Source organism: Psychrobacter sp. SZ93C1 (assembly GCF_015864635.1).
In the GTDB taxonomy this organism is placed as follows: Bacteria; Pseudomonadota; Gammaproteobacteria; order Pseudomonadales; family Moraxellaceae; genus Psychrobacter; species Psychrobacter fozii.
This window is the reverse complement of the sequence record NZ_JADYWY010000002.1, coordinates 21,778-44,544: the sequence shown is the minus strand read 5'-3', so window position 1 is coordinate 44,544 and position 22,767 is coordinate 21,778. Positions and strand designations below refer to the sequence as shown.

At 41.3% G+C, this 22,767-nt stretch carries 22 protein-coding genes; 5 read left to right on the top strand and 17 right to left on the bottom strand.

What is annotated here, in order from left to right; all coding sequences use genetic code 11:
- Positions 1 to 62 precede the first annotated feature (62 nt).
- Positions 63 to 968 (top strand): LysR family transcriptional regulator, encoded by a 906-nt coding sequence (locus I6E83_RS03090; protein ID WP_197099940.1) that lies wholly within the window; start codon positions 63 to 65, stop codon positions 966 to 968.
- Positions 969 to 1,171: 203 nt separating this feature from the next.
- On the opposite strand, the gene I6E83_RS03085 is transcribed toward I6E83_RS03090, so the two are convergent.
- The gene (locus I6E83_RS03085) at positions 1,172 to 1,849 is read right to left on the bottom strand and encodes a hypothetical protein (protein WP_197099939.1); all 678 of its coding nucleotides are present in this window, start codon (positions 1,847 to 1,849) and stop codon (positions 1,172 to 1,174) included.
- 637 nt (positions 1,850 to 2,486) lie between these two features.
- On the opposite strand from I6E83_RS03085, the gene I6E83_RS03080 reads away from it, so the two are divergent.
- Complete coding sequence (locus I6E83_RS03080; RefSeq protein ID WP_197099938.1) at positions 2,487 to 3,095, top strand: Crp/Fnr family transcriptional regulator; 609 nt, start codon at positions 2,487 to 2,489, stop codon at positions 3,093 to 3,095.
- An 8-nt stretch (positions 3,096 to 3,103) separates the two neighbouring features.
- On the opposite strand, the gene I6E83_RS03075 is transcribed toward I6E83_RS03080, so the two are convergent.
- From I6E83_RS03075 to I6E83_RS03065, 3 genes are all read right to left on the bottom strand, one after another.
- Positions 3,104 to 4,069 (bottom strand): dihydrodipicolinate synthase family protein, encoded by a 966-nt coding sequence (locus I6E83_RS03075; RefSeq protein ID WP_197099937.1) that lies wholly within the window; start codon positions 4,067 to 4,069, stop codon positions 3,104 to 3,106.
- Between the two features lie 60 nt (positions 4,070 to 4,129).
- The gene (locus tag I6E83_RS03070) at positions 4,130 to 5,314 is read right to left on the bottom strand and encodes an L-lactate dehydrogenase (protein ID WP_197099936.1); all 1,185 of its coding nucleotides are present in this window, start codon (positions 5,312 to 5,314) and stop codon (positions 4,130 to 4,132) included.
- Positions 5,315 to 5,434: 120 nt separating this feature from the next.
- The gene (locus tag I6E83_RS03065; protein WP_197099935.1) at positions 5,435 to 6,616 is read right to left on the bottom strand and encodes an alpha/beta fold hydrolase; all 1,182 of its coding nucleotides are present in this window, start codon (positions 6,614 to 6,616) and stop codon (positions 5,435 to 5,437) included.
- 280 nt (positions 6,617 to 6,896) lie between these two features.
- On the opposite strand from I6E83_RS03065, the gene I6E83_RS03060 reads away from it, so the two are divergent.
- Positions 6,897 to 7,847 carry an EamA family transporter gene (locus I6E83_RS03060; RefSeq protein ID WP_197099934.1) on the top strand — a complete coding sequence of 317 codons (951 nt, stop codon included), beginning with the start codon at positions 6,897 to 6,899 and terminating at the stop codon, positions 7,845 to 7,847.
- Between the two features lie 398 nt (positions 7,848 to 8,245).
- Here the strand turns inward: I6E83_RS03060 and I6E83_RS03055 are convergent, their stop codons facing one another.
- The 10 genes from I6E83_RS03055 to madL form a co-directional block, all read right to left on the bottom strand.
- Positions 8,246 to 9,049: a sulfite exporter TauE/SafE family protein gene (locus I6E83_RS03055; protein WP_197099933.1), complete on the bottom strand. Its 804-nt coding sequence runs from the start codon at positions 9,047 to 9,049 to the stop codon at positions 8,246 to 8,248.
- Between the two features lie 126 nt (positions 9,050 to 9,175).
- Positions 9,176 to 10,084 (bottom strand): malonate decarboxylase subunit epsilon, encoded by a 909-nt coding sequence (gene mdcH, locus I6E83_RS03050; RefSeq protein ID WP_197099932.1) that lies wholly within the window; start codon positions 10,082 to 10,084, stop codon positions 9,176 to 9,178.
- Complete coding sequence (gene mdcB, locus I6E83_RS03045; RefSeq protein WP_197099931.1) at positions 10,062 to 10,949, bottom strand: triphosphoribosyl-dephospho-CoA synthase MdcB; 888 nt, start codon at positions 10,947 to 10,949, stop codon at positions 10,062 to 10,064. Before mdcB ends, mdcH begins: the two co-directional genes overlap by 23 nt.
- Positions 10,876 to 11,601, bottom strand: a complete 726-nt coding sequence (gene mdcG / locus I6E83_RS03040) for a malonate decarboxylase holo-[acyl-carrier-protein] synthase (protein ID WP_197099930.1) — start codon at positions 11,599 to 11,601, stop codon at positions 10,876 to 10,878. The genes mdcB and mdcG overlap by 74 nt, the downstream gene beginning before the upstream one ends.
- Before the next feature lie 31 nt (positions 11,602 to 11,632).
- Entirely contained in the window at positions 11,633 to 12,349 is a 717-nt protein-coding gene (gene mdcE, locus I6E83_RS03035; RefSeq protein ID WP_110924273.1) for a biotin-independent malonate decarboxylase subunit gamma, read from the bottom strand.
- Positions 12,350 to 12,353: 4 nt separating this feature from the next.
- A complete protein-coding gene (locus tag I6E83_RS03030; RefSeq protein WP_197099929.1) occupies positions 12,354 to 13,241 on the bottom strand; it encodes a biotin-independent malonate decarboxylase subunit beta in 888 nt (295 codons plus the stop codon).
- Positions 13,234 to 13,551, bottom strand: coding sequence for a malonate decarboxylase acyl carrier protein (mdcC, locus tag I6E83_RS03025; protein WP_110924275.1), 318 nt, complete (start codon positions 13,549 to 13,551; stop codon positions 13,234 to 13,236). Before mdcC ends, I6E83_RS03030 begins: the two co-directional genes overlap by 8 nt.
- A 22-nt stretch (positions 13,552 to 13,573) precedes the next feature.
- The gene (gene mdcA / locus I6E83_RS03020) at positions 13,574 to 15,229 is read right to left on the bottom strand and encodes a malonate decarboxylase subunit alpha (protein ID WP_110924276.1); all 1,656 of its coding nucleotides are present in this window, start codon (positions 15,227 to 15,229) and stop codon (positions 13,574 to 13,576) included.
- Positions 15,230 to 15,250: 21 nt separating this feature from the next.
- A complete protein-coding gene (madM, locus tag I6E83_RS03015) occupies positions 15,251 to 16,009 on the bottom strand; it encodes a malonate transporter subunit MadM (protein WP_197099928.1) in 759 nt (252 codons plus the stop codon).
- 78 nt (positions 16,010 to 16,087) lie between these two features.
- Positions 16,088 to 16,489, bottom strand: coding sequence for a malonate transporter subunit MadL (gene madL / locus I6E83_RS03010; protein WP_110924278.1), 402 nt, complete (start codon positions 16,487 to 16,489; stop codon positions 16,088 to 16,090).
- A 328-nt stretch (positions 16,490 to 16,817) separates the two neighbouring features.
- Here madL and I6E83_RS03005 point away from each other — a divergent pair, with 328 nt between their 5' ends.
- A complete protein-coding gene (locus I6E83_RS03005; protein WP_197099927.1) occupies positions 16,818 to 17,492 on the top strand; it encodes a GntR family transcriptional regulator in 675 nt (224 codons plus the stop codon).
- Positions 17,493 to 17,673: 181 nt separating this feature from the next.
- Here the strand turns inward: I6E83_RS03005 and I6E83_RS03000 are convergent, their stop codons facing one another.
- The 3 genes from I6E83_RS03000 to I6E83_RS02990 all read right to left on the bottom strand — a co-directional run bounded on the left by I6E83_RS03000 (position 17,674) and on the right by I6E83_RS02990 (position 21,932).
- Entirely contained in the window at positions 17,674 to 18,987 is a 1,314-nt protein-coding gene (locus I6E83_RS03000; RefSeq protein WP_197099926.1) for a DUF3100 domain-containing protein, read from the bottom strand.
- A 122-nt stretch (positions 18,988 to 19,109) separates the two neighbouring features.
- Positions 19,110 to 20,285 carry a M20 aminoacylase family protein gene (locus I6E83_RS02995; protein ID WP_265091196.1) on the bottom strand — a complete coding sequence of 392 codons (1,176 nt, stop codon included), beginning with the start codon at positions 20,283 to 20,285 and terminating at the stop codon, positions 19,110 to 19,112.
- Between the two features lie 429 nt (positions 20,286 to 20,714).
- Positions 20,715 to 21,932, bottom strand: coding sequence for an acetamidase/formamidase family protein (locus I6E83_RS02990; protein ID WP_197099925.1), 1,218 nt, complete (start codon positions 21,930 to 21,932; stop codon positions 20,715 to 20,717).
- 358 nt (positions 21,933 to 22,290) lie between these two features.
- Here I6E83_RS02990 and I6E83_RS02985 point away from each other — a divergent pair, with 358 nt between their 5' ends.
- Positions 22,291 to 22,644, top strand: a complete 354-nt coding sequence (locus I6E83_RS02985; protein ID WP_197099924.1) for a hypothetical protein — start codon at positions 22,291 to 22,293, stop codon at positions 22,642 to 22,644.
- Positions 22,645 to 22,767: the final 123 nt, after the last annotated feature.

Sequence of the window (22,767 nt, the reverse complement as noted above, 5' to 3'; positions counted from 1 at the left end):
AGATAAACATCGATAATTGCAAATGTAAGTTCTCATTTAAAGAACAATTAGGAGTGACTAAAATGGGGCAACTAGAAGACATGGCAATGTTTGTGCGCATTGTCGAAGCAGGCAGCATTACCAAAGCCGCAGAGCAATTGAATATCGCCAAGTCCGCTGTCAGCCGCCGTCTTAAGGAATTAGAGACGCGCTTGGGCAGTCAGTTGATCAGTCGAACCACACGCCAATCGAACTTGACGCAGGCAGGTGAGCAGTATTACCAAAAGGTGAGTAACATACTGAATGAGGTTGACGCACTAAATGAAGCATCCAGTGGTGCGCCAACGCGTATCGAAGGTACATTGAAAATGACCGCACCACTATCATTTGGCTTGCTTCATTTAAAGGATATAATTGATGAATACGCCAACCAACATCCCAATCTGAATTTTGAGTTGGATTTTTCTGATCGGCATACGGATTTAGTTGAAGAAGGGTTTGAACTGGCCATTCGTATTGGAGAGATGCAAGATTCCAGCTATCAGGCCAAACGCCTATCGTTAATCCGTCATACCCTATGTGCCAGTCCTGAATATCTAGATAAAATGGGCACACCAAAAACGGTAGAAGATTTAGTAGATCATGAATTTTTGCAATACAGCTTGAACAAATCTAACACGATGGAATTGACAGATAAGCAAGGCAAAAAACATCAGGTGGACGTTAACTCAAAAATAAAAATCAATAATGGTGATTTTTTGCGTGATATGGCGGTGAAAGGTCATGGCATTACCTCTTTGCCAACCTTTATCACCTATCAGACCGTAGCCAGTGGCGAGCTAGTGCCCATCTTGCAGCAATATCAACTACCCATGCTAACGGCCTATGCGGTCTATCCAAAGAATAGATTCTTATCTCAGCGATGCCGCTATTTTATTGATTTTATCGCTGAGCGTTTCGGTGATAATCCTTATTGGGATGAGTGCTAGCCTTTCCAGTTCATCAAGTTAAAGCACAAGAAGCTCAATAAACTTAAAGAAGACAATTCGAATTTGTAGTAACTTCTAACTAAAAAACATCTTGAATGTAGGTGAATTCAAATAAGTTCAACACAAGGAAACCGAGTGCAAGTTATATATTAGTATGGTTAGCAAGGATGACGATGTAGCGGATTTATATGGATTTGACTGTACTACAAACCTAATTCAATAAATTCCAAGTTTTCACGATAGTTATTGATTGAGGAATACAAATCGGCCCCTATGATTGACATAAAATCAGATGCACTTTGGTCATTCATGATTTGACTCGCTCGAACTACTAGCGCTTTATCATCACTTAGTAGTGTTGTAGTAGGATGTATTTTTGAAACCTCTACTAAGAATGGGATAACGTCAGAATCCACGTGCTCACTTGCTGCGACTTGCATAGGGATAATGTCGATTAAGCCCTTTGTTTGAAGTTTTTCAATTCTTGCAAATGCATACTGGCCAAGCGTACTTTGGGGATTATTGTCAGATAAATGCTTTAAGTTTACGATATGGTCAAATTGGATGGATGACATTTTGATAGTGTTTAGATACCTTTCCATGACCCACTCTAACTCTTCAAATAATGCTTCATGCTCTTCATTCATCCAAATATTAGAATCTACAATAAGCAAAGAGCTAAGCCTCTCTTTCCATAACGCATCAAATTCTAAAATTTCTTTTTTAGACTCAATAGTATCGCTATCTAGGTGTTGCTTCAAAGTAGATAGCAGCCGTTCTTCCTTTTCTTTTCTCTGTATTTTATTGCGTAGGATCAGCTTTTTTCCAAATGAGATTGCTATCCATATCACACATAGCCCTAATACAATTTTCAATAACATATAAACATCCCTTGATATTATTTTTTACAAAGCCAATTCCATTTATCTCATCAAGCAAGCATCGTTTATCTTCGAGCAAAACCTAGCCATTTATTCTAGCTCTATTAAAGTGCATTAGACAACTAACTCAGATCGTTATTAGAATGGTTTTATAATAAGTATGTCAATAACCACACAATCTCTCAGATTATGTATAGTAATACCTACCCTACTGCGGTACCTTTGATTTAAAGGACTTAGCATATCATTCCCTCCATAAGTGCTAGGTTGGGTAATTCTTCGTAGTCTTATGCTTGTAGGTATGTGATCACCCACTATCTCGCCTTAACGCAGCTAAACTTGTCCATTGCTGCTGCAAACAGACTTTCAAAGTGATTGTATTTATTATGACCTGCTCATAAAAATAATTAAAATTAAGAGCCTTTCTTTGAACTCTACCTCCATTTTTAAGTCATTAGAAATGTGGCTAATCATTATTTCCCTGTTTCATCATTTATAAACGTATAAAACGGTTTAAACCAAAATATGTTAGATTAATAGTCTCGACTCACATGAGGGCGTTCTTCTGAATACGCTAATATTTTATAACTGGTTTGAAAAACTCCATGCAGATATTCAAGAGGATATTCGTTCAGCGATGACTCAACGAACGCTATCTGACGGCGAGGCATTATTCCGTATACAGGAGGCATCGAACGAGCTGTACCAAGTAGTATCGGGTAAAATAAAATGTAATATATATAGCCAAGATGGCACAGAAGTTGTCATCGGTACGCTGTTGTCAGGAGAGACATTTGGTGAGCAGGGACTGATAGATGAGTTGCCTAGAGCGACCAATACCTATTCAGTAGGTGATTCTGTCGTCAATGTATTGAGCAAGAGGCATTTTTTTCGACTTAACCATAAGCACCCTGAGATAAATACTCAGCTCCTAATCATGTTTTCTCACCGAATGCGAGTGGCCTTTGAGGTTAATACTGACAACCTAACGCTCCCTTTGCATCAAAGGCTAGCACGGTGCATATACAGAATTGTGCTCAATCAAAGCTCAAAAATAGCACAAAACAATGAGCTAGAAATCACTATCTCACACGCAGATTTGGCAAGGATGGTAGGTGTCTCTCGGCAGAGCGTTAGTAAAGAGCTCAAACAAATGGAGAGGGACAAGCTTATCTGTATTCAATACGGAAAAATCGTTATCAACAATATGGATGCACTCTCAAAAGCCTATCACGATGCTAATTAAACAAGCGATCAAAGCGATGCCAAATCATCCATAATTAGCGCAATTTTTTCAGCTTCTGTGTCAGATAGACTGGGTAAAGGCACTCTAACCGTTCTTTGAATAGGCAAGCCCTTAAATCTCAGAGCTTCTTTGATTTTAGCGTGAGAGCTGGTCACATTTTTTATCAGCTTCACTGGGCTAGCACTAAGCAGACTTAACGCCAGATACTGGGTTTTTTCCGATAGATTTAATGCATTCACAATCGGCAACATACGCTTTAATGGTGCTCTATATTTTGTGAGATTTTTATCGCTGTTTTTAATGGCACAAAAATACTCATGTGCTTGCTGTGGCAGTACCGAGGCAATAGGACAAATCGCACCTACTGCGCCCAGCTTTATCATGGGCTCTAATAACAAGCTAAGCCCGCTAAAATATAGTGTGTCAGGTACATTAGACAAGATGCGTTTGGCCGTTGGAATATGTACAGAGCTGTCCTTGATACCAATAATATTGTCAATTGAAAGAATGGTAATTAGCTGTTCTGACGTAAATGACTTTTGGGTGATTTGCGGGAAATAGTAAAACAAGATAGGTTTTGCAGAGTGTTGCGCAATACATTCTAATGTTTGTAGATAATCTTCAAAAGTGCTTTGGTAATAATCAGGAACCAATAGCAATATGTAGTCAACGTAAGTGCTATATGAGGCTATTTTGTCTATCGCCTGCGTACTGCTATACACATGGACACCAGCAATGATTGACTTACTACGGTCTAGATAATTAAAAGCTGCCTTAATAATGTCATATTGCTCACTGTCTGAAAAATAAGGCAACTCTCCACCGCTTCCAAGCAAAGTAACGCCCGGTAAATCTGTTTGATTGTAATACTCCAAACACGCTTTTAAACCGTCAAAATCAATGCTTTCATCTCCATGTAATGGCGTATGAACAACGGGATATATGCCATGTGTCATGGTCATGGTCATGGTCATGGTTATGATCTTAGTCTTAGTCGTCATGCAAGTCATATGGCTTCTCCAAATAGAAGGTATTTAACTGAGCGGATTATTGAATGGTTGATTGAATCGCTCGATGACATCGCTATTGAGCTCTTCGATACGGCTTACCCCCATCAATCCCATCGTCGCAGCTATCTCCTGCTGATAGAGAGCCAATAGCTTGTTCACGCCAGCCTCTCCTTGCGCTGCCATCGCATATACCCAAGAGCGTCCTATCAAGACACTGTCTGCCCCAAGTGCTATGGCCTTCACGACATCGACACCATTGTGTATGCCACCATCCAATAAAACTTTGGTTTGCTGCCCGACGCTGTTCGCTATGCTCGGCAACTTATCAATGGTAGACGAGACACCATCTAGCTGACGGCCGCCATGGTTGGAGACAACAATGCCATCTGCACCTGCATCAACCGCTGCTTTGGCATCATCTGCATCCATGATGCCTTTGATAATGATATTGCCGCTCCAGTTATTGCGAAGCCATGCAATATCCTTCCATGTGGCGCTTGGATCAAACTGACTCTCTACAAACGCTTTGTATCGATCAAGGTCACTTGCACTCTCAACCTTGTGTTTCAGATTGCCTAAACTATGTGGTTTTCCTAATATACCAATATCGAGCAACCATCTTGGCCGCGTAAATAACTGCGTTAGGTAAGAGATTTTTCCTTTTGTAGAACCACCTAACATACCATTTCGATAGTCTCTTAATCGCATACCAGGCAGCGCCAAATCAACCGTGAATACCAGCGTTTTACACCCTGATGCAGCAGCACGATGCAACATATCTAGCACAAGTGCCCTATCACGCAGCATATATAGCTGAAACCAAAAAGGCTGATTGGTCGCACTTTGCACTTCTTCAGACGAACATATCGCCACAGTAGACAGGGTAAACGGTATGCCATTCTTTTCTGCTGCCCTCGCCGCCTGCACTTCTCCGCGCCTTGCAAACAGTCCAGCCATACCGACAGGTGCTAGTGCCAACGGCATCGACAGGGACTCTCCAAAAAGAGTCGTTGAGGTATCAACGGCTGACACGTCTCGCATGACTCGCTGTCTTAGCGTATATCTTTTAAAGTCTGCTGTATTCGCTTGCAATGTTTGCTCAGCATTTGCGCCGCCCTCTATGTAATCGAACAAAAAATTGGGCAAGCGTTGTTTGGCCTGTCTTTTATAATCATTGGTCGTAATAGCCACGACATCATATTTACTCATTATTTGCTCCCAAGCTACCTCCAAGGTCAGCTACCTTTAAAGTCAGCCATATTCAAAATCAGCCACGTAGTGTGCATTGCAGATTCAAATAATGAACCGCAATGCCAAGTATTTGCGCTGTTATTTTTTCTCTTTGAGAAATTCAATCATGATGTCATTCACCGCTTTTGGCTGCTCTTGCTGCACCCAGTGTCCTGCGCCTTTCACAAAGTGAATCTCTAGCTGCGCGATACTCGCCTTCATCGCTTCAAAGTTGCCATAGCTCTGATACGGCCCCCAGTCCTTTTCGCCTGCTATAAATACCACGGGCACATCGATAGATTTACCGCTGAAGGTTTTTATCGCATGGAAATATTTTGGATTGGTGGCACAGCGATAAGAATTCATAGTGCCTTGGAATTGCGTGCGGGTGAATTCATCAGAGAACACTTTTAGCTCGTTATCGGGTAACCATTCACAGGCATCTATTTGCGCTTGGGTTGGCATAAACTCCATGACTTGCTCAGGCATGCTTTTGTCCAGATCCATCACATAGTATTTTGGAATTTTAGAAAACGCTTCAAGGTTTTTAGCTTGTAGATTGTGCGGATTGTTCTCTTGCCAGTCGCCACTCTTGGCATGATTGTATGCCCGCATAAAATCATGAATTCCCTGAGGTGCATTCATAATCTCATCGTTAGCATGAGGTGAGGCAAAATACATCTGATAGTGTTTGCGGGGTGGTACTAAAGAGCCAAGCTGCTCTTCCATACTTTTGGTCAAGGTTGGATCATAGTTTGTAGCGTCTTTTGATAAGTTGGCTGAATCAAAAGGAAATTGCGGCGTGCCCGGCCAAGGCGTGCTCATGATGATTAAAGACTTGAAAATATCAGGACGGATAAAACTACATAGCGCTGCTGCAGGAGAACCAAAGTCATGGCCTGCAACGGCGGCGACTGATTTATAGCCTAGCGCGTATACCAATCCAATCATGTCTTGCACGTTGTTATATAAACTAAACTGGTCAAGATTACAGTCGAAACCTGTTTCCCACCCTGTCGTTCTCCCACTGCCGCGTAAGTCAGGCGCAATCACATGAAAGCCTTGGTCAGCCAAAGGTACTAGCTGCTTTCGCCAGCTATAGGCCAGCTCTGGATGACCATGCAAAAGCAGCACGACTGGTCGGCTTCCTTTCTCAGACTCTGCTTCTTCAAACCCTGCTTCTAAAATATGAACATTCAAGCCGTTATTGTTATAAACAAAACGCGATCTGATTTTTGGATCAAGCGTATCGGTACCATAAGCATTTTTATTACTATTCATCATTCATCCCTGATTAATTTATTTAGTGATAAGTTAAGGCTTGTCGTCGAAGACATTCCTTGCTTACAGACCATAATTTCATAACAGCGCTTAGAAGTTTGTCGCGCACACGACAATTCCTCAATAAATGAGAGATAAATAAGTTTGAAAGTTGGAAATAAGCCTATGAGTTATATTTTTACGCTTAGCTAATTTGCCAATGTTCCTAGTGATAGAATGGCTGGTGATATGTTCTCGAATATAATTCTAATAACCAGTCATCATTTTTTAGGCCAATTATATGACCCCTTTATATACTGCATTAGCTGTACTGGTTACCTTTATTTGGGGTGTAAACTTTACCTTTATTGCGTGGGGACTAGACAGCTTTCCTCCACTGATGCTCACGGCCCTACGTTTTTTCTTTACAGCTATACCACTGGTTTTTTTTCTTAAGCCACCCAAGTTCAACCGTACATTATTTATCTATGCCATCGGTACGTTTGTCATGCAATATGCCTTTGTATTTACTGCTATGCATTTGGGTGCGTCGGCAGGCTTGACCGCGCTATTGCTACAAATTCAGATTTTTATCACCGTGCTACTAGCATATGTCATGCTGAGTGAGGCAGTAAATCGAATGCAAATCATCGGTATGATAGTTGGCGTACTAGGATTGGGCGTGATTGCACTAAACCTTGGCGGTGATATGCCATTGGCTGGATTTGTCTGTATATTGATTGCGGCAATAGGCTGGAGTTTTGGCAATATCGCATCAAAGCAAGCATCGGCTCAAGCAACCTTAAAGTCCGCGCAGCAGGAATCAAGCGCGTCTAACATCTCGCCTACCACTGGTAAAAACAAAGCTTCTGCATTATCTGCGCTAGCACTGGTAGTGTGGGGTGGTCTCATTGCTTGTGTAATCTTGACGCTGTCTTCTCTCATATTTGAGACTGACGCATGGCAGTTGGCGACTTTTGCAGAGGCATCGCTCAAGTCATGGTTATCGCTTGGATTTATCGTATATATCTCAACCTTGATTGGTTTTGGACTTTGGGCACATCTACTTAGCCAAAACACAGCCTCTAAAGTGATGCCGTTTGCTTTATTAGTGCCCGTATTCGGTATGACAACGTCAGTGCTACTCACAGGGGAAGTAGTGACATGGTGGAAGATGCTAGCGATGATATTAATCTTGTCGGGTTTGTTATTGGCAAATCTGAAGCTAAAAAAGAAGCTTCAATCGGTATAAAGCGGTAATAAGCCGTTAGCCAAAACTGCTGATATATTAGCTCAACGTGAGGATTTGGATGCGCATGCGTATTCTGCACGCTATCGGTAATATAATTGGCTTGAGGGTGGGTCTAGGTTTCTAGGGTATTGGACAAAGGTAAGAGCTTTGGCAATGCCTCAAATAGGTATCTTAGTAATAATTTCATCTCTGCTTGATTGATGTGAATGGCTTTTTTGGTCTATGTGATTGAAACGCCATTCACATTTTTTTAATAATAGAAAAATTCTTGTCAGTTTTCCTAATTGAGCTGTCTACTATACTTTTACTTATTAAATTGGCTTTTAATGGATAGCCTACATAGACGCTTAATCCATTGCTATGATTCTTATTGGATTAATAGCTGGCTTATAAACCACCTACAATACGCCAATACCACTTAACAGTAACTGTCCACCAGCCACTAACAATAATAAGCCAAAGGCACGCTTAAGCATCAAGGCCGGTAATACATGGGCAAGCTTGGCACCAACTTTTGCCATCGCAAAGCTCGCCACCGAAATACATAAGAAGCCACTAATATGTACAAAGCCTATCGTACCTTCAGGAAGATTGGCCACGTCTTGACCAAACCATGCAAAGCCTACCGCACCAGCTAAAGCAATCGGTAAACCACAGGCAGCGGAAGTCCCAACTGACTGCTTCATGGGCAAGCCTGCCCAATTTAAAAATGGAACGGTCAAACTACCACCGCCAATACCAAAAATAGACGATGCCATACCAATACCCGTACCCGCCCCAAACTGTACACTAGCAGGTGGTAATGGCTTCTCTACTGACTCTTGATTAGAGAAGAACAACATTTTTAGCGCCATTAGTAATGCACCAATACCAATAATAATTTGTAGCATCTGACCTTCAATCATATCAGCAATGCCTGCGCCAACCAGACTGCCAATAACTAGACCCAAGGCCATATGACGCCAGACCTCCCAGCGTATACCACCACGTTTATTATGAGCCGTTAATGAGCTGATAGAGGTCACAACAATCGTCGCAAGAGAAGTACCAATCGCTAGATGAGTAATAACTTCAGGAGGAAAATTATACGCCGTAAAAATCCATACGAGTACTGGGACAATAATCATGCCGCCGCCCACACCAAACAAGCCAGCGCTAACGCCTGCGAATGCCCCTGCAATAATAAACCACACATATAACATCTAGATCCTACCTTTTGATTATGGTCAAAGTAAATCATTAAGATTTACTTTGACCTGATAGCTTTATTAACAATATTCTAAAAACCAGATATCTGGCTCTGTATTCTAAAATTTACGGCTAGCACATTAACGATTTCTTTCTATCCAGTCTTTTAATCCATCTACATTACGAAAATCATCCCAACTCCTACAAGGCACATGCGGTAGCAAGTTATTTACCATTCTGGACAAAGCATTTCCCGGGCCTATCTCTATCACCATACTCGGCTGATATTCTTCAATACTTTCCATACAGCGGTACCAATCTAATGCATGATCGATTTGACGTGACAAGATATCTAAACCTTGATTTGTCTCACTGTACCTTACGCCTTCGGTTGCACTAATAATCGGTGTTGTCATAGCGGATAAAGCTAATGAGTCTGTATATTTACGGAACTCTGCTGCCGCACCTTGCATCATTACCGTATGTGACGGCACTGATACATTTAGCAGTTGTGCATTTTGCGCACCCAATGTCTGGGCAATTTGTGTAGCCTGTTCAAGATTTTTTTTGTGACCCCCTATAATGAATTGGTCTCTATTAATCTTGATAGATAGATAGGTTTTACTCTCTTCAAGCAATTGTTCCAGTTTACTATCAGGCACACCTTTAATTGCTAATAACCCGCTAGACTCTGTCACTTCTTGCTGCATGAGGTTGGCTCTTTGACTAACTAAATCTAACCCGTCCTCAAATGTGAGTTGGCTACTACAACAAAAGGCACTTGCCTCTCCCAAAGAATACCCAGCAAAAGCCGTTGGTGCTGCAATCAATTGACGTAGCTGATGCCATCGATAATATTGCAAAGTATAAATAAACGGTTGTGCAACTTTGTTATCAAACAACTTATCACTATCAGAATTTTCATCGAATAACTCTGGTGCTATAGCGCTTAGAACGGATTGCTCATGCTCTGAGGTATAGGTCAGTATTTCATTCACGTGCTTTTGGCTTTGTAGACCTTGCCCACTAAATAGGATAATTAAATTCATTTTCCACCTTATAAAAAAATATCGTGACGGCCAATAGATCAGCACTGCCACCTGGGCTGAGGTTATTATGAATAAAATACTGATTGATATTACTTACTTTTTGGCGCCAATCTGATTGATGTACGCCCCCTGCTTGCAAAAACTGCTTCGCTAACACTTGCGCATTTTCTAAGTCTTTTATCCCGCCTCGCCACACGATATTAGTATCTGACAATACGGATATCAGTGTCATTAATGACTGCATGCTGGCTTTTTCAAAATCTCGAGTGCTATAGATAGTGTCATAGAAGCATGGCAAAACGTCAGTTAAAATAATCTCAAAGCCATTAGAAACCATCTCAATAGCACCAGTTATGCCGTACTTCTTAAACATTTTTTGACCGTGGCTATCTGGCTCACGCTGTAGACGAGTCGTTAAATCAAACTGCCACCGATCCACCAATTGCTCACAGATATTTTTAGCGGTTAGTGGTATTTCTGCTTGTATACATCTACCAATCGCTGCACAGACAAAACCTAAATTAAATATTGCACCCTTATGAGTGTTAATATTGTTGGTCGCCTCTCTCATTTTTGCTTCTTGGTAAATTCCCATATTTTTTAAGTCATCGAATGGTCTGTCATCATGGCCAAACTGACTCAACGTGGAAAAATATCCTTTCAAAGAAGTGATACTATTAATAAAGGTAAGGTGGTTCATATCTGTGTGGCTACCGTTGCTAGACGGACAGACCAATCCTGGTTTATTCTCCAGACTTAATTCATCATATAAAGCTTCACATGCTAATTCATCAATCTGCTGCCAGACTGCCTGTGTGGGCAATAAAGGCTTGTTTGTGCGATCTAATAAAGTGTTCAAATTCATCAGTATTCCATCCTAGTAATACGTCTATTTTTTGAAGTTTGATATCACAAAGGGTTTTTACTAAAACGGTTGGGACATCAAACATAATGGCGTAGATTAGCTCATTAAAAGATACGTCGTTACATCCATGTAATCTTATCTCCCCATCTATCTTTAAACCCACGGCAGATTGCGCAAGCAGGTTAAAGGCTCCCACTGCTAATAATATTTGTGAAATATTATTGCTGTGTGCAACGATTAAAATATCCAAATCTGATGTTGGTTTCACAAAAGGCAAACCCGTAAAGTATTGATTGGCAAAGGAGCCATAGACACGCACATCACAATTTAAATAAGCACAGCGTTCAATAAATTGTTGAGTAGGTCTTTGAATCGCTTTCGGTAACTGAGGTATTAAAGCCTCAAGCGCTAAAGGTGGCTTGATAACGTCAGGAGTTGTAGATAGCGTTAGTGCCAATCGATATTTACGACCGTCCTCTATATAACTGGTCGCAACCTTGATGACATCATTTATATCTTGTCTACAAGCCGTCAGTGGTTGTTGAGACTCAATCATATTATCAACAGCCATGGTCACCGATAAAGGTAGAGATGCATTCATAAAGTCATATGGCTCATGGCGCTGTAAGTAAACTAAATCATGACGTTGCATACATCTCACCTCTATAAAGACCTGTGTAATATTAAGCGGTCAAAACCGACTGAACAATATCATTGCATAACAAACGCCCTTTTCTTTCTTCTGCCACTTGCCGGCGATTATCTATAAGAAAATCATCAATATGTGTCAGTTGGGATTCAAGAGCATTTTCGACCAAATGTTCATCAAGCGCTTTCCAGATATCATTAACGGCGCCCATTGCATAGTAGTTCTCTACACCTGGGGCAAAAATGGCTGATGTCTGTGATAATGACTTCAGCTTATCTAACGGTATCTTAGTCACCCTCGACATCGCATTTAAATCCATCACTTTCACTTGGCTGGATTGCATAGCAAATACTTGATTTGCCATGAGACCATAAGACAAGAATCCACCACTGACCGCCTCACCCAAAACAATGGCTAAATTTGGATGACCGCTGCGTTTGAGCAGATCAACACAAGATGCCAGATGAGCAAACGTTCTATTGAGACATAACAACTCGTCAGCTCTCGATGAGTCTTGTCCCATCGTGTCTACGATAAATACGATAGGCGTTTTTTTACCTTGTGCTATGACATCTAATATCTCATTGGCAAGTGTCATTGCAATCAGTTGGTTCATAGCGGCGGAATCAACGGTACCAATGATTTCAACCTTGCCCATTTTGGTTTCTGCACTACCTCGTATCATTGAATGCTCAATGTGATACTCAAGCTCGTTAGGAAACAACGCTTCTAAAATTGTTTTCGTTTGCATGATATTATCCTTTTTTAATAGCTCTAATCTGTTGAGCGCTAAGCATGGAAATAGATTCAGGGTTGTCTATATTCATCGACTGCCAAATTGGTATGCTGTCTTTTTCACCAAACCATTTATCATATTGGCTTTGTAATGAGGCTTGCTGTTGCTGTAAATACGCTAAGTCCAAATCAATAGCAGGTTGCTGCAGAGCCTCAACAATCCCTTGAGTAATATCATTTACATCATCTTCTACCAAAAATTCGACATGATTGAGCAAATAACGCGTTTTACCACCTGTGACTCGCCATACTAAAGCCCTGTCTTTAGAATCAAACTCTTCTACACCTTTAATGGTTTCAATCACTTCAGGGCCTGAAAGAGCCAGACGCCCCTCCTCTGTCATAATGACATGTGTACTTAGACACGCACATATACCCATACCACCGAAGGCACCATTCGTACCACCGATGACGGTAATAATAGGAATGCCCGCATTGCGAACCTTTAACATCGCACGCATAATCTCAGAAATCGTAATCAAACCAGCATTTGCCTCGTGAAGGCGAACACCACCTGAATCAACCAAAAAGATGATGGCTTTGGGCTTTTCTTGAATAGCTTTGAGTAACATGCCGACAATTTTTGCCCCATGTATTTCCCCTACAGCACCACCCATGAACTTGCCTTCTTGAGCAATCATGTATATTGGCTCATCTTGAATTTTTGCCTGCCCAATAATGACACCATCATCGAAACTGCCTACGATATCTAACGAGGCAAGATTAGGGCTCACAGGGATGCTACCGGGCTTAAGAACTTCTTGAAAACTGTTCTTATCAACAATACTGGCGATTCGATTACGTGCGTTCTTTTCATAAAAGCTTTGTTGAATATGTGAATTATCCATGTGATTCTTCCTCTAAGATATTGATCGCTTGGCTTAAGCGTAAACTCACTACTGCAGGAGTCGCGCCCATATCATTGACCTTAAACTCCAATCCGCCTACGGCATAACGACTAGAGAAATCCTGTAACACAGTCTCCCAAATATGATCAAAGCCTGCGACTGACGTATCAATAATGAATTTGCTACTTTCATTATTCGCTAGCGGTGTTACTAATACTTCTAAGTTGCCTGAACCAACCACACCGCAAATAACTTCTTTTTTGATATTTTCGATGGGCTGTGAAATGAAGTCGAAATTAAGTACATTCATAGTTATATCCTTAGTATTATTTTTACCAGTTTCTGAAACGACTTGGTGGAGAGTAAGTACCATTGGACCACTTCACTAAATCTTTGACAGATTTGGCTGCCAATAGATCTCTCGTCGCTTTTGAAGCATCTACGCCAATATCCTCTGGTCTTTGGATAATCCCACGCTGTCTTAATTCTTTGACTTTTTCATGATCTCGTTGCATACCGATAGGTGTGTAACCCGCTACGCCGCGAATCGCTTGCTCTCTCTCTTCTGGAGTGCGGCACAATAGTAAGTTTGCAATCCCTTCTTCGGTCACAATATGTGTGACATCATCGCCATAGATCATGATGGGTGGAAAGTCACTTCCCATCTTTTCTTGTAGTTGCCATGCATCAAGCTCTTCAACAAAGACAGAATCCATATGCTCACGGTAAGTTTCTACCATTTGTACCACTAGCTTCCGACCTTTTACCACGCGTCCGTCTGTCGCTTCTTGACCTGCTTTGAGATATGCATAGCTAGAATGTCTACGGCCATGTGGATCTGACCCCATATTAGGAGCGCCACCAAAACCCGCAATGCGGTCTACTGTCGCTGTCGAGCTATTACCTTGTAAATCAATCTGTAAAGTTGCCCCTATAAATAAATCACAAGCATACAAACCTGCCGTTTGACTAAAAGCACGGTTGGATCTCATACTGCCGTCTTTGCCCGTAAAAAACACATCAGGGCGACTTTGAATGTATTCGTCCATCCCTACTTCTGAGCCAAAGCTATGAATGCTGTCGACAAACCCGCTTTCTATCGCTGGAATCATAGTCGGATGAGGATTGAGCGCCCAGTTAGTACAAATTTTACCTTTAAGATTTAATTCTGCCCCGTAAGTAGGTAACAGCAACTCAATGGCAGCCGTATTAAAGCCGATACCATGATTCAGGCGTTTGATTTGATAAGGTGCATAGATGCCTTTTATGACCATCATTGCCATCAGTATCTGTACTTCGGTAATTTGAGCAGGGTCACGGGTAAACAAAGGCTCTATATAGTTGGGCTTAGGTGCCACAATGAAAAAGTCCACCCAGTCCGCAGGAATATCAACGCGTGGTACGTTATCTACTAGCTCATTCACTTGTGCAATGACAATACCGCTTTTGAATGCTGTGGCTTCTACAATTGCTGGCGTATCTTCGGTATTTGGGCCCGTATACAGGTTACCTTCGGCATCTGCAGAATGTGCCGTGATCAAGCACACGTTTGGTATTAAATCGATGAAATATCTACCATATAACTCTAAATAGGTATGGATGGAGCCAATTTGAATTTTTTGTTGCTGAACCAGCTTTGCCAGTCTTAATGCTTGTGGACCAGAAAAGGAAAAGTCGACCTTACTCGCAATACCTTTTTCAAAGATATCGATATGACTCGGAAGTGCTAAAACCGACTGTAATATGTGCAAATCATTCAGCACTTCATTGTTGCACTGAGACAAACACTCCGATAAGAAATCAGCTTGTTTTTGGTTGTTACCTTCTATACAGACTTTATCTTCAGGGACCAGTACCGTTTCCAGCAATTCAATAGCTCTATTGCTCGGTACCAGTTTTTCTAAGCCTTTATTCTTCGCTTCATTCAGCTTTGTAGCCCGTCGCTTTTTCTGTATATCCCATGTTTTTTCTTCGATATTCGTTTTCATAAGACTTCCTTTATCTACTTATTAAAATATGGCATTTAAAGTTAGGAAAAATATAGATGGCCCTAATAAACACCCTAGCCCTGTGTAGAACGTAGCCACTAATGCACCATAGGGAACTAATCTTACATCTGTACCTGCCAGCCCTGCTGCTACACCACTAGTAGTACCCACTAAGCCGCCGAAAATCATGGCTGAACGAGGACTTTTAAGTTGCATGAACTTAGCAAGCAATGGCGTTGAAATCATAAAAAATACGGCTTTGATTAAACCAATTGCAATAGACAAAGCAATCACATCAGAGCTTGCGCCAACAGCAGTACCTGTAATTGGACCCACAATATAAGTCATCGCACCTGCACCAATAGTCGTCATAGAAATAGCGTCTCTATAACCTAATGTCCATGCAACACCAGCGCCTACCACGAACGGGATAACGCAGCCTAATAACAAGGCAATCACGCCAATTTTTCCAGCACGTTTTAGTTCTTTGACATCTACCTCAAATGCAGTGGATGAGATAGCAAGATCTCGAAGCATCGCTCCGCCTAAAAGTGTAAAGCCAGAGAAAATTTCAATATCAGAAATGCCTTTGCTACCAGTTGTATATAGACCTGCAAAGTAAGCAGCAATCAAACCAAGGGTGATAGCAATAGCAGATGACTGTAGTTTTCCTCTAGTTAGATATTTGGATAATATTTGAGAGAAAAGCATCACTAGGCCTGTTACTGCGATAGCAGTGACGAAGGCATTTTTAGTGAGCGTCTGTATAATTAAGTCCATTTAATTACTCCATTTCGCGCTTTAATTAGTTGCGTAGATTTTCGTATATTATTAATAATTCTCATTTATAGATAAGAATTATTCGACAACTACCTCTTTATCATCGTCCCATGTGAATGTATCGTAATCGTTGGCCATGTTATTAAGCCAACGTACAACGAACACGGTGGCAGTCAGCGCAATAACAGAAACAACAGCTGCTACCATTCCACCAGATAGTGCAGCGACTACGTTTTGCTTGGCTGCCATTGCAACCACAATAGGAATATACATTCCTGCCCAATACAAAACTCCAAACTGCGTAGATTTCGGCAGCATACCTTTTTTGGCAAGCAGCTCTTTACCGATAATTAATAGAATCATTGCGATTGCTACACCACCGACGTTGGCATCGACACCTAGTATTTGTCCCAATAGCCCACCGAGGAACACCCCGAGTAGATAACAAACTGCTAGCAAAGCAGTACCATATATGATCATAAAAACCTTCCTTGGATGTAAATGACAGCCGCTTTAGTAGTATCTAACTTGATACACGGACTGCATAAAATAAAAACCTCAATTGATAACAACCAGATAGAGAACCAAGTACGGGTAACTGTCGTTTGGTAATACTTTTTGAGGTTCTTTGACTTTCCCTATCTACCCCCTCCCCTTCACAAAGAATATCAGCCTTGATAAAGCTCAAAACCTTTGTAAGGATCTACCACCTACCACCCACTTGTTTGATATAATCTAATACAGTTGGTTTGAAAGTGCAACCATATTGTATTTATTAAATCACTTATTGTATACAAATGGAGTATTTATGAGTTTAATTGACGACTTACCTTTATCTGTACAAGTTAGTAAAAAGATAGAAGATGAAATTATTTACGGTCGTCTTCCACCTGGTACTAAACTTGATGAGGCAAAACTTTGTGAAAAATATGAGGTATCCAGAACACCTATCCGTGAGGCTCTCAAGCTTTTAGCATCTGAAGGTTTGGTAGAAATCCGCCCTCGTAGAGGCGCAATTATCCCTACACTAAATATCGTGACGCTGTTTGAGATGTTTGAGGTGATGGCGTATCTTGAAGGTATGTGTGGACGGTTGGCTGCTCGAAGAATCAATGAGGAAGAGAAAGTTGAGCTATTGGCGCTGCATAATGAATGTAAAGCGTATTTGATGGAAGGGAATACAGAAAGCTATTATGAAGCAAATAGAAAATTCCATTTTTTCCTGTATCAACTCAGTCATAACAGTTTTCTGATAGAGCAAGCCAGTAACTTACATAACCGACTGCACCCTTATAGACGACTACAGTTGCGAGTAAACAATCGGATGCAGCACTCTTTTGAGGAACATCAAAGCATCGTGGATGCCGTTATCAATTCTGATGAAGATTTGGCTGAGCGTTTGATTAAAGAGCACGTGTCAGTTCAGGGAGAGAAGTTCACAGACTTGGTGGCAACGATGGGTCCTGATAATACTAAAGACTAGACGACTTCATAATTTTTTCTAGAAAAAGGCTCCTACATTCCTACCAAAATTATTGCAAAAACACCTCCATTATCCATTTAACAGAAACCCGAAGATTTAAGTTCATTAAATCCTCGGGTTTTTTTAGTTTGAACGATTACTCTATAGTCGGTTCAATATCAGAGCTCAAAGTAAGTACTTACTACAGCATCACTTGTGCAATCATAGCCGAACCGATGAACGTACCTGTAAAGGTCAGTATCGCAACCACTGCAATCTTAAATCCAGATTTTTTGAACAGATCCACTTCCATTTGCGAGATAGCAAAACCAGCGTACGCAAGCACAGGTGTCAGTAATTGTAATACACCCATTTTCGCAGTCTCTTCCAACACATAGGCGTTAAACGGAAACTGTGGCAAGGATATAAGGATAGCCACAATCGATATCCACGCAATAGCAGGCACGTTGAAAGGAATGACTCGTTTGAGTAATATACCGACCACACAGCAAGCAAACAGAATCAGCATGGCAGGTAATCCATCGATTGGATCAACGCCTTGCCCTACCCAGTTACTGAGTAGCAGCACCACGCATATCACAGCTAGCAAGATAAATGTCTGTCCCATCGACAATACGGCAGGCTCTTCCATAACCGCACCGAAATCTGTGTCGGTAGTAGCGTCTGCAGTGTTCTTTTTAAATTTGCTAACGACCTTATATAAAAACTCTGTGAAAGGTAGCGCGACAAATAAACTAACGAATAGTCCGGTAGCATAGGTCAATAAGTTAGACGTTGCGGCAAATGCTGTAATGGTCTCAGCTTGATCTGGCACTGTCTCTGCCAACGCAGCAGAACACGCACCCATCATGCTACCACTACCAATACCACAAGCCATCGCGAGCGCTCGAACATCCATGATGTCCATAGAGGCAATGATGCCCGCCATCAATGAAAAGTAAATGGCACCAAACAAAGTACCCATTACATAGACGCCCATCACACCGATACCTTCGGCGCTTTGGAGACCATATTTATCAGCAATCAATGCCACGTTAGGCTCACGAGCGACAGAGTGTGTTGCACCGATAGCCTCTCTTCCCATACCGAAGACCAATACTGCAACCGGTAGTGCAATCAGTACAGTCGCTACATTGCCCAGCTCTTGCAACAGCAGTGCTGGACCTGCGGCAATAATCTGTTCGATATTAGGACCAACACCCACACCGAACTTTGCAATGAAAGGCATGATGCTTAATAAAATTGCATAACTGGCAAACTTGGCGCGTTTTTTGGTTATGACTGCCTTCATAGAAGGAATGACGTTTGGGTTGAGTAGAATTGCAAAGATAAAAGCATAAAGTAGAGGCAGTAATACCAAAATACCAATGCCGATAGGAATCTTAATAATACCGATCCATTCTGCCAGTAATGACACAGCAATGACCAATAAATGCAGCTTCCAATCAAGTAGGTGCTTTGTCATTGTCGGTGACAACACGCTATTATTATTCATATCAATTCTCTTTGTATATGATTACTGTATATTTTAATCGTTCAACTTTCGAAGCGATTTTTTATGAAGAAATTTTTTACGAAGACGCTTTTTATGAAGCAACTGTCCATCAAGAGTTTTTCTTATGCAGATGTTTTTGGTAATTCAGACTCAACTAGAGACACCCAAACCTTTATACCGGTTTCAATAGCATCGTCATTAAAATCATAAGCTGCATTGTGCAAAGGTTTAGACGGCGTACTGCCATCAACACCTAACCAAAAATAAGCGCCTTTTACGACTTGACTCATGAATGAGAAATCTTCAGAAGCCATTGATGGTTCTACATCTGTGTTTACCTTGTCAGCACCCAATACTTTGGTCGCTGCATTTTTTATTTCGAGATAAGCCTGACTGTCATTGGTGGTCACTGGATAGCGGATATGGTAATCCATCTCGCCTGTAACACCATATAACGGTGGCAACGTCGTCACCATTTCTGTGAGCAAACTCTGTAGCGACTGGCGCACATCCATGTCAAAACTACGTACCGTACCTTTCAAAATCGCAACATCAGGAATGACATTGGTCGTGTCCCCACTATTCATCTGCGTGACACTGATGACGCCTGACTGCAATGGTGATATGCGGCGCGAGATAATCGACTGGATGTTTGTAATAAGCGCGGCACCCGCTGCAATAGGATCCGCGCCTAAATGTGGCATGGCAGCATGTGTGCCTTTACCAGTTAGGGTAATTTCAAACGTATCAAAAGACGCCATCATCGGTCCATCATTCACAGCGATTTGACCCACAGGAAGACCCGGCCAGTTATGTAGTCCGTAGACTGCATCCATTGGGAACTTATCAAATAAGCCATCATCAATCATGGCTTTGGCACCGCCCAAGACTTCTTCGGCAGGTTGAAATATTAAGTGAATAGTACCGCTAAAATTCTTATTCTCACTCAGATACTTAGCTGTGCCTAGCAAGACTGAAGTGTGGCCATCATGACCACAGGCATGCATACAGTTTGCATGCGTAGATTTATGCTCAACGTCATTTTGCTCTTCAATGGGCAAAGCGTCGATATCGGCTCTTATGCCAATGGTAGGTCCTGTGCCGTTTTTTAATGTGCCGACAACGCCAGTACCACCCAATCCTTGATGAACCTCAATTCCAAAAGACTGTAACTTATCAACGATAAATGACGAGGTTTTGAATTCTTTAAACCCTAGCTCAGGTTGGCTATGAATCTGTTTACGCCATTGTTTGACTTCGTCCAGTAATGCGTCATTAACCGACATTGAAACTGACATTGACTCTCTCCTTTGAGGTTATTTATTGATAAAAACCATGTAAAACTGATGCATGCTATTGCTGTTTTCATATCACAGTAGCCACGCTTAAATACGCGAACTGATAGTAGTTTTTAGAAAAACAAATAAGCCACTCAAAGTGGCTTATTTTGTATAACCAGATATAGATGTGGCTTTGTTGTTTTTCTAAAGACAGTATATTAGCCTATCTACACGTATTGAGAAACCTAACTGTCACAACTTTGGGCGAAATGCCCGTCTGTGAATGTATTAGCCTGATTTATAGTCAACAAATAACCAGTAAATTGGACTTTGTATTGCCTATTAATCACTCAATTAGAAACCCTTGAGAGCTATCATTCTATCTTCAAGGGTTCTAACTAAAAAGGTTCTAACTAGCTGATGATAACCTTACTGTCATTTATCAAATTACTTATCGAACTCTTTAAAATCTGCTTTACGAATTTTAGCGTGGATGCCTTTGGTTTTATCCACGACCTGTGATACTTCAAAATCTGTAGCGGCACTGAGGTAAGCATAAGCGGTCGCTTCATCAATATCGTATTCCTGATTCAAAAAGCGGATGGCTTCACGAGTCGACTTTTTCATCGCTTCATCCAAATCTTCATCTAGCCCTGGCGTGATCCAAAACTCTGCATTTTCTGCTAAAGGTTGAACAATTTCTTTACCTGGGATTTTATCCTTGCCAGCTTTTAATAAGGTAAATTTGAACGTGGCACGTGCAGAGGCTTCAAGTGCCGTTAATGCAACCTCACCATCGCCTTGTGCAAAGTGACTGTCACCTGTGTAAAACAACGCGCCAGCAACTTGCACAGGATAGTAAACGGTTGAACCTGCACCCAATTCATTGATATCGATGTTGCCGCCATACATAGCAGGTGGCACAGAGTGTACTTTATCTGAGGTATTGGCTGCGACGCCCATCAAACCCATAAACGGCTCAAGCGGAAAACGGATAGATTTGCCAGAGTCGGTCTTTAGCACACCCTCATAGTTGCCTTTGGCGTTTTTTTCTATCGGGGTAAACACGGACACATTGCCATAACGCTCAGGATGAGCAGCGGAAGCATTGGCTTGTTTTGGAGTTTTTGGGAACTCTCCTGCTAAAGCACCTTTGCCATGGCGATTAGAGATAACGCCATAAGGCACTCGCGGCTCAACTTTGATGACTTCTACTTTTAGAATATCGCCCGGTTGCGCGCCTTTAATTTCAATCGGTCCTGTCACAATATGCGGGCCATCTTTATCAAAGTCATGATCTAATTTGGATTGCGTAATTTTCTTTGCTTCATCCAAGATAAAGTCATCTTTGACCCCTTTAGACTTAAAGTACTTGGCGGCATCACGTCCCTGATCTTCGAGCAAGCCTTCATGTGAGACCGTATCAAACGTTACCACGCTACCAGAGGCCACCGACATAATAGGTTTGGCATCTTTATTCGGCAAATATCCCCACGTTATCGTATCTAGAGTCGAAGGTACGTAATAATTCCCTTTGTATTCGCCATTTGTTAGCTGCGTGGGTTTATCTGACATCTGCTTAAGCACAGTAAAGTCGTCTGCCTGAGCGGCTGATACGCCTAGTGCACTGAGAACGAATAATGAAAGAACTGTATTTTTAAACATAGAATATACCCTTGATAAATGAAACATAACAACATTGTCTTACATCTAGGGTAGCGCAAGTTTTATGCCACAGAAAAATCCGTCTTATCGCTTAATTTGAGTAGAAAAAGCACTGTTTTGATACAACTTACTGCTCCAGTGAGGTGCTTTTATATATAAAAAGAATGGTTTTAGTGCATGTCCATATAAATGCCACATGGCATGTTCGAACAACATTTTATGCGAACAATACCTAATGACAATCGTTACCTTTCTTTAAGTTTCATAAATATACGTAACATTGCAATCGTTTATCATCTCTTCTATCGAACGTGTAACGCGTTGCCACTATGTTTTACCTCAATAGGAAATAAAAATAATGAAAAAAATAATAATAAGCCTAATGCTAGCGACCTCTACTTGCGTTGCAATGATGGGATCAGCCAATGCGGCGCTACACGACTCATCAAAGCATAGCGTCCAAGTACAAAACCATAAAGACGACACGTCTGCACAGAAAAATAAATCTACAAATCAAAAGACTGTCAAACAACAACCAGCGGCTAAAGTTGTCAAAAAGGCTGACCAGACCAATAATAAAAAGCAGTCTGTAAACACAAAAGCTGTCACGCCAAAAAAATCTACAGCACAACAACAACCTAGCAAGTCTAAAAACGTAACATCTGACCATAAATCGACAGACACTAAATACGACAAAAATCATAAATCTTAAGTAAGCAAAAAATCTCGACTGTGATATCAGGTATCTTTAACAGACATCCAATATCACGCTCTAATACTGGTTACGCTATATCCTGATAGCAATGTAGTAGCCTATTTTCTGTGTAAAAGGAGT

Excerpts from the sequence above, each read along its gene's own strand:
- I6E83_RS03090 (WP_197099940.1), top strand. The coding sequence starts at position 63 with ATGGGGCAACTAGAAGACATGGCAATGTTTGTGCGCATTGTCGAAGCA.
- I6E83_RS03085 (WP_197099939.1), bottom strand. The coding sequence starts at position 1,849 with ATGTTATTGAAAATTGTATTAGGGCTATGTGTGATATGGATAGCAATC.
- I6E83_RS03080 (WP_197099938.1), top strand. The coding sequence starts at position 2,487 with ATGACTCAACGAACGCTATCTGACGGCGAGGCATTATTCCGTATACAG.
- I6E83_RS03075 (WP_197099937.1), bottom strand. The coding sequence starts at position 4,069 with ATGACCATGACCATGACCATGACACATGGCATATATCCCGTTGTTCAT.
- I6E83_RS03070 (WP_197099936.1), bottom strand. The coding sequence starts at position 5,314 with ATGAGTAAATATGATGTCGTGGCTATTACGACCAATGATTATAAAAGA.
- I6E83_RS03065 (WP_197099935.1), bottom strand. The coding sequence starts at position 6,616 with ATGAATAGTAATAAAAATGCTTATGGTACCGATACGCTTGATCCAAAA.
- I6E83_RS03060 (WP_197099934.1), top strand. The coding sequence starts at position 6,897 with ATGACCCCTTTATATACTGCATTAGCTGTACTGGTTACCTTTATTTGG.
- I6E83_RS03055 (WP_197099933.1), bottom strand. The coding sequence starts at position 9,049 with ATGTTATATGTGTGGTTTATTATTGCAGGGGCATTCGCAGGCGTTAGC.
- mdcH (WP_197099932.1), bottom strand. The coding sequence starts at position 10,084 with ATGAATTTAATTATCCTATTTAGTGGGCAAGGTCTACAAAGCCAAAAG.
- mdcB (WP_197099931.1), bottom strand. The coding sequence starts at position 10,949 with ATGAATTTGAACACTTTATTAGATCGCACAAACAAGCCTTTATTGCCC.
- mdcG (WP_197099930.1), bottom strand. The coding sequence starts at position 11,601 with ATGCAACGTCATGATTTAGTTTACTTACAGCGCCATGAGCCATATGAC.
- mdcE (WP_110924273.1), bottom strand. The coding sequence starts at position 12,349 with ATGCAAACGAAAACAATTTTAGAAGCGTTGTTTCCTAACGAGCTTGAG.
- I6E83_RS03030 (WP_197099929.1), bottom strand. The coding sequence starts at position 13,241 with ATGGATAATTCACATATTCAACAAAGCTTTTATGAAAAGAACGCACGT.
- mdcC (WP_110924275.1), bottom strand. The coding sequence starts at position 13,551 with ATGAATGTACTTAATTTCGACTTCATTTCACAGCCCATCGAAAATATC.
- mdcA (WP_110924276.1), bottom strand. The coding sequence starts at position 15,229 with ATGAAAACGAATATCGAAGAAAAAACATGGGATATACAGAAAAAGCGA.
- madM (WP_197099928.1), bottom strand. The coding sequence starts at position 16,009 with ATGGACTTAATTATACAGACGCTCACTAAAAATGCCTTCGTCACTGCT.
- madL (WP_110924278.1), bottom strand. The coding sequence starts at position 16,489 with ATGATCATATATGGTACTGCTTTGCTAGCAGTTTGTTATCTACTCGGG.
- I6E83_RS03005 (WP_197099927.1), top strand. The coding sequence starts at position 16,818 with ATGAGTTTAATTGACGACTTACCTTTATCTGTACAAGTTAGTAAAAAG.
- I6E83_RS03000 (WP_197099926.1), bottom strand. The coding sequence starts at position 18,987 with ATGAATAATAATAGCGTGTTGTCACCGACAATGACAAAGCACCTACTT.
- I6E83_RS02995 (WP_265091196.1), bottom strand. The coding sequence starts at position 20,285 with ATGTCAGTTTCAATGTCGGTTAATGACGCATTACTGGACGAAGTCAAA.
- I6E83_RS02990 (WP_197099925.1), bottom strand. The coding sequence starts at position 21,932 with ATGTTTAAAAATACAGTTCTTTCATTATTCGTTCTCAGTGCACTAGGC.
- I6E83_RS02985 (WP_197099924.1), top strand. The coding sequence starts at position 22,291 with ATGAAAAAAATAATAATAAGCCTAATGCTAGCGACCTCTACTTGCGTT.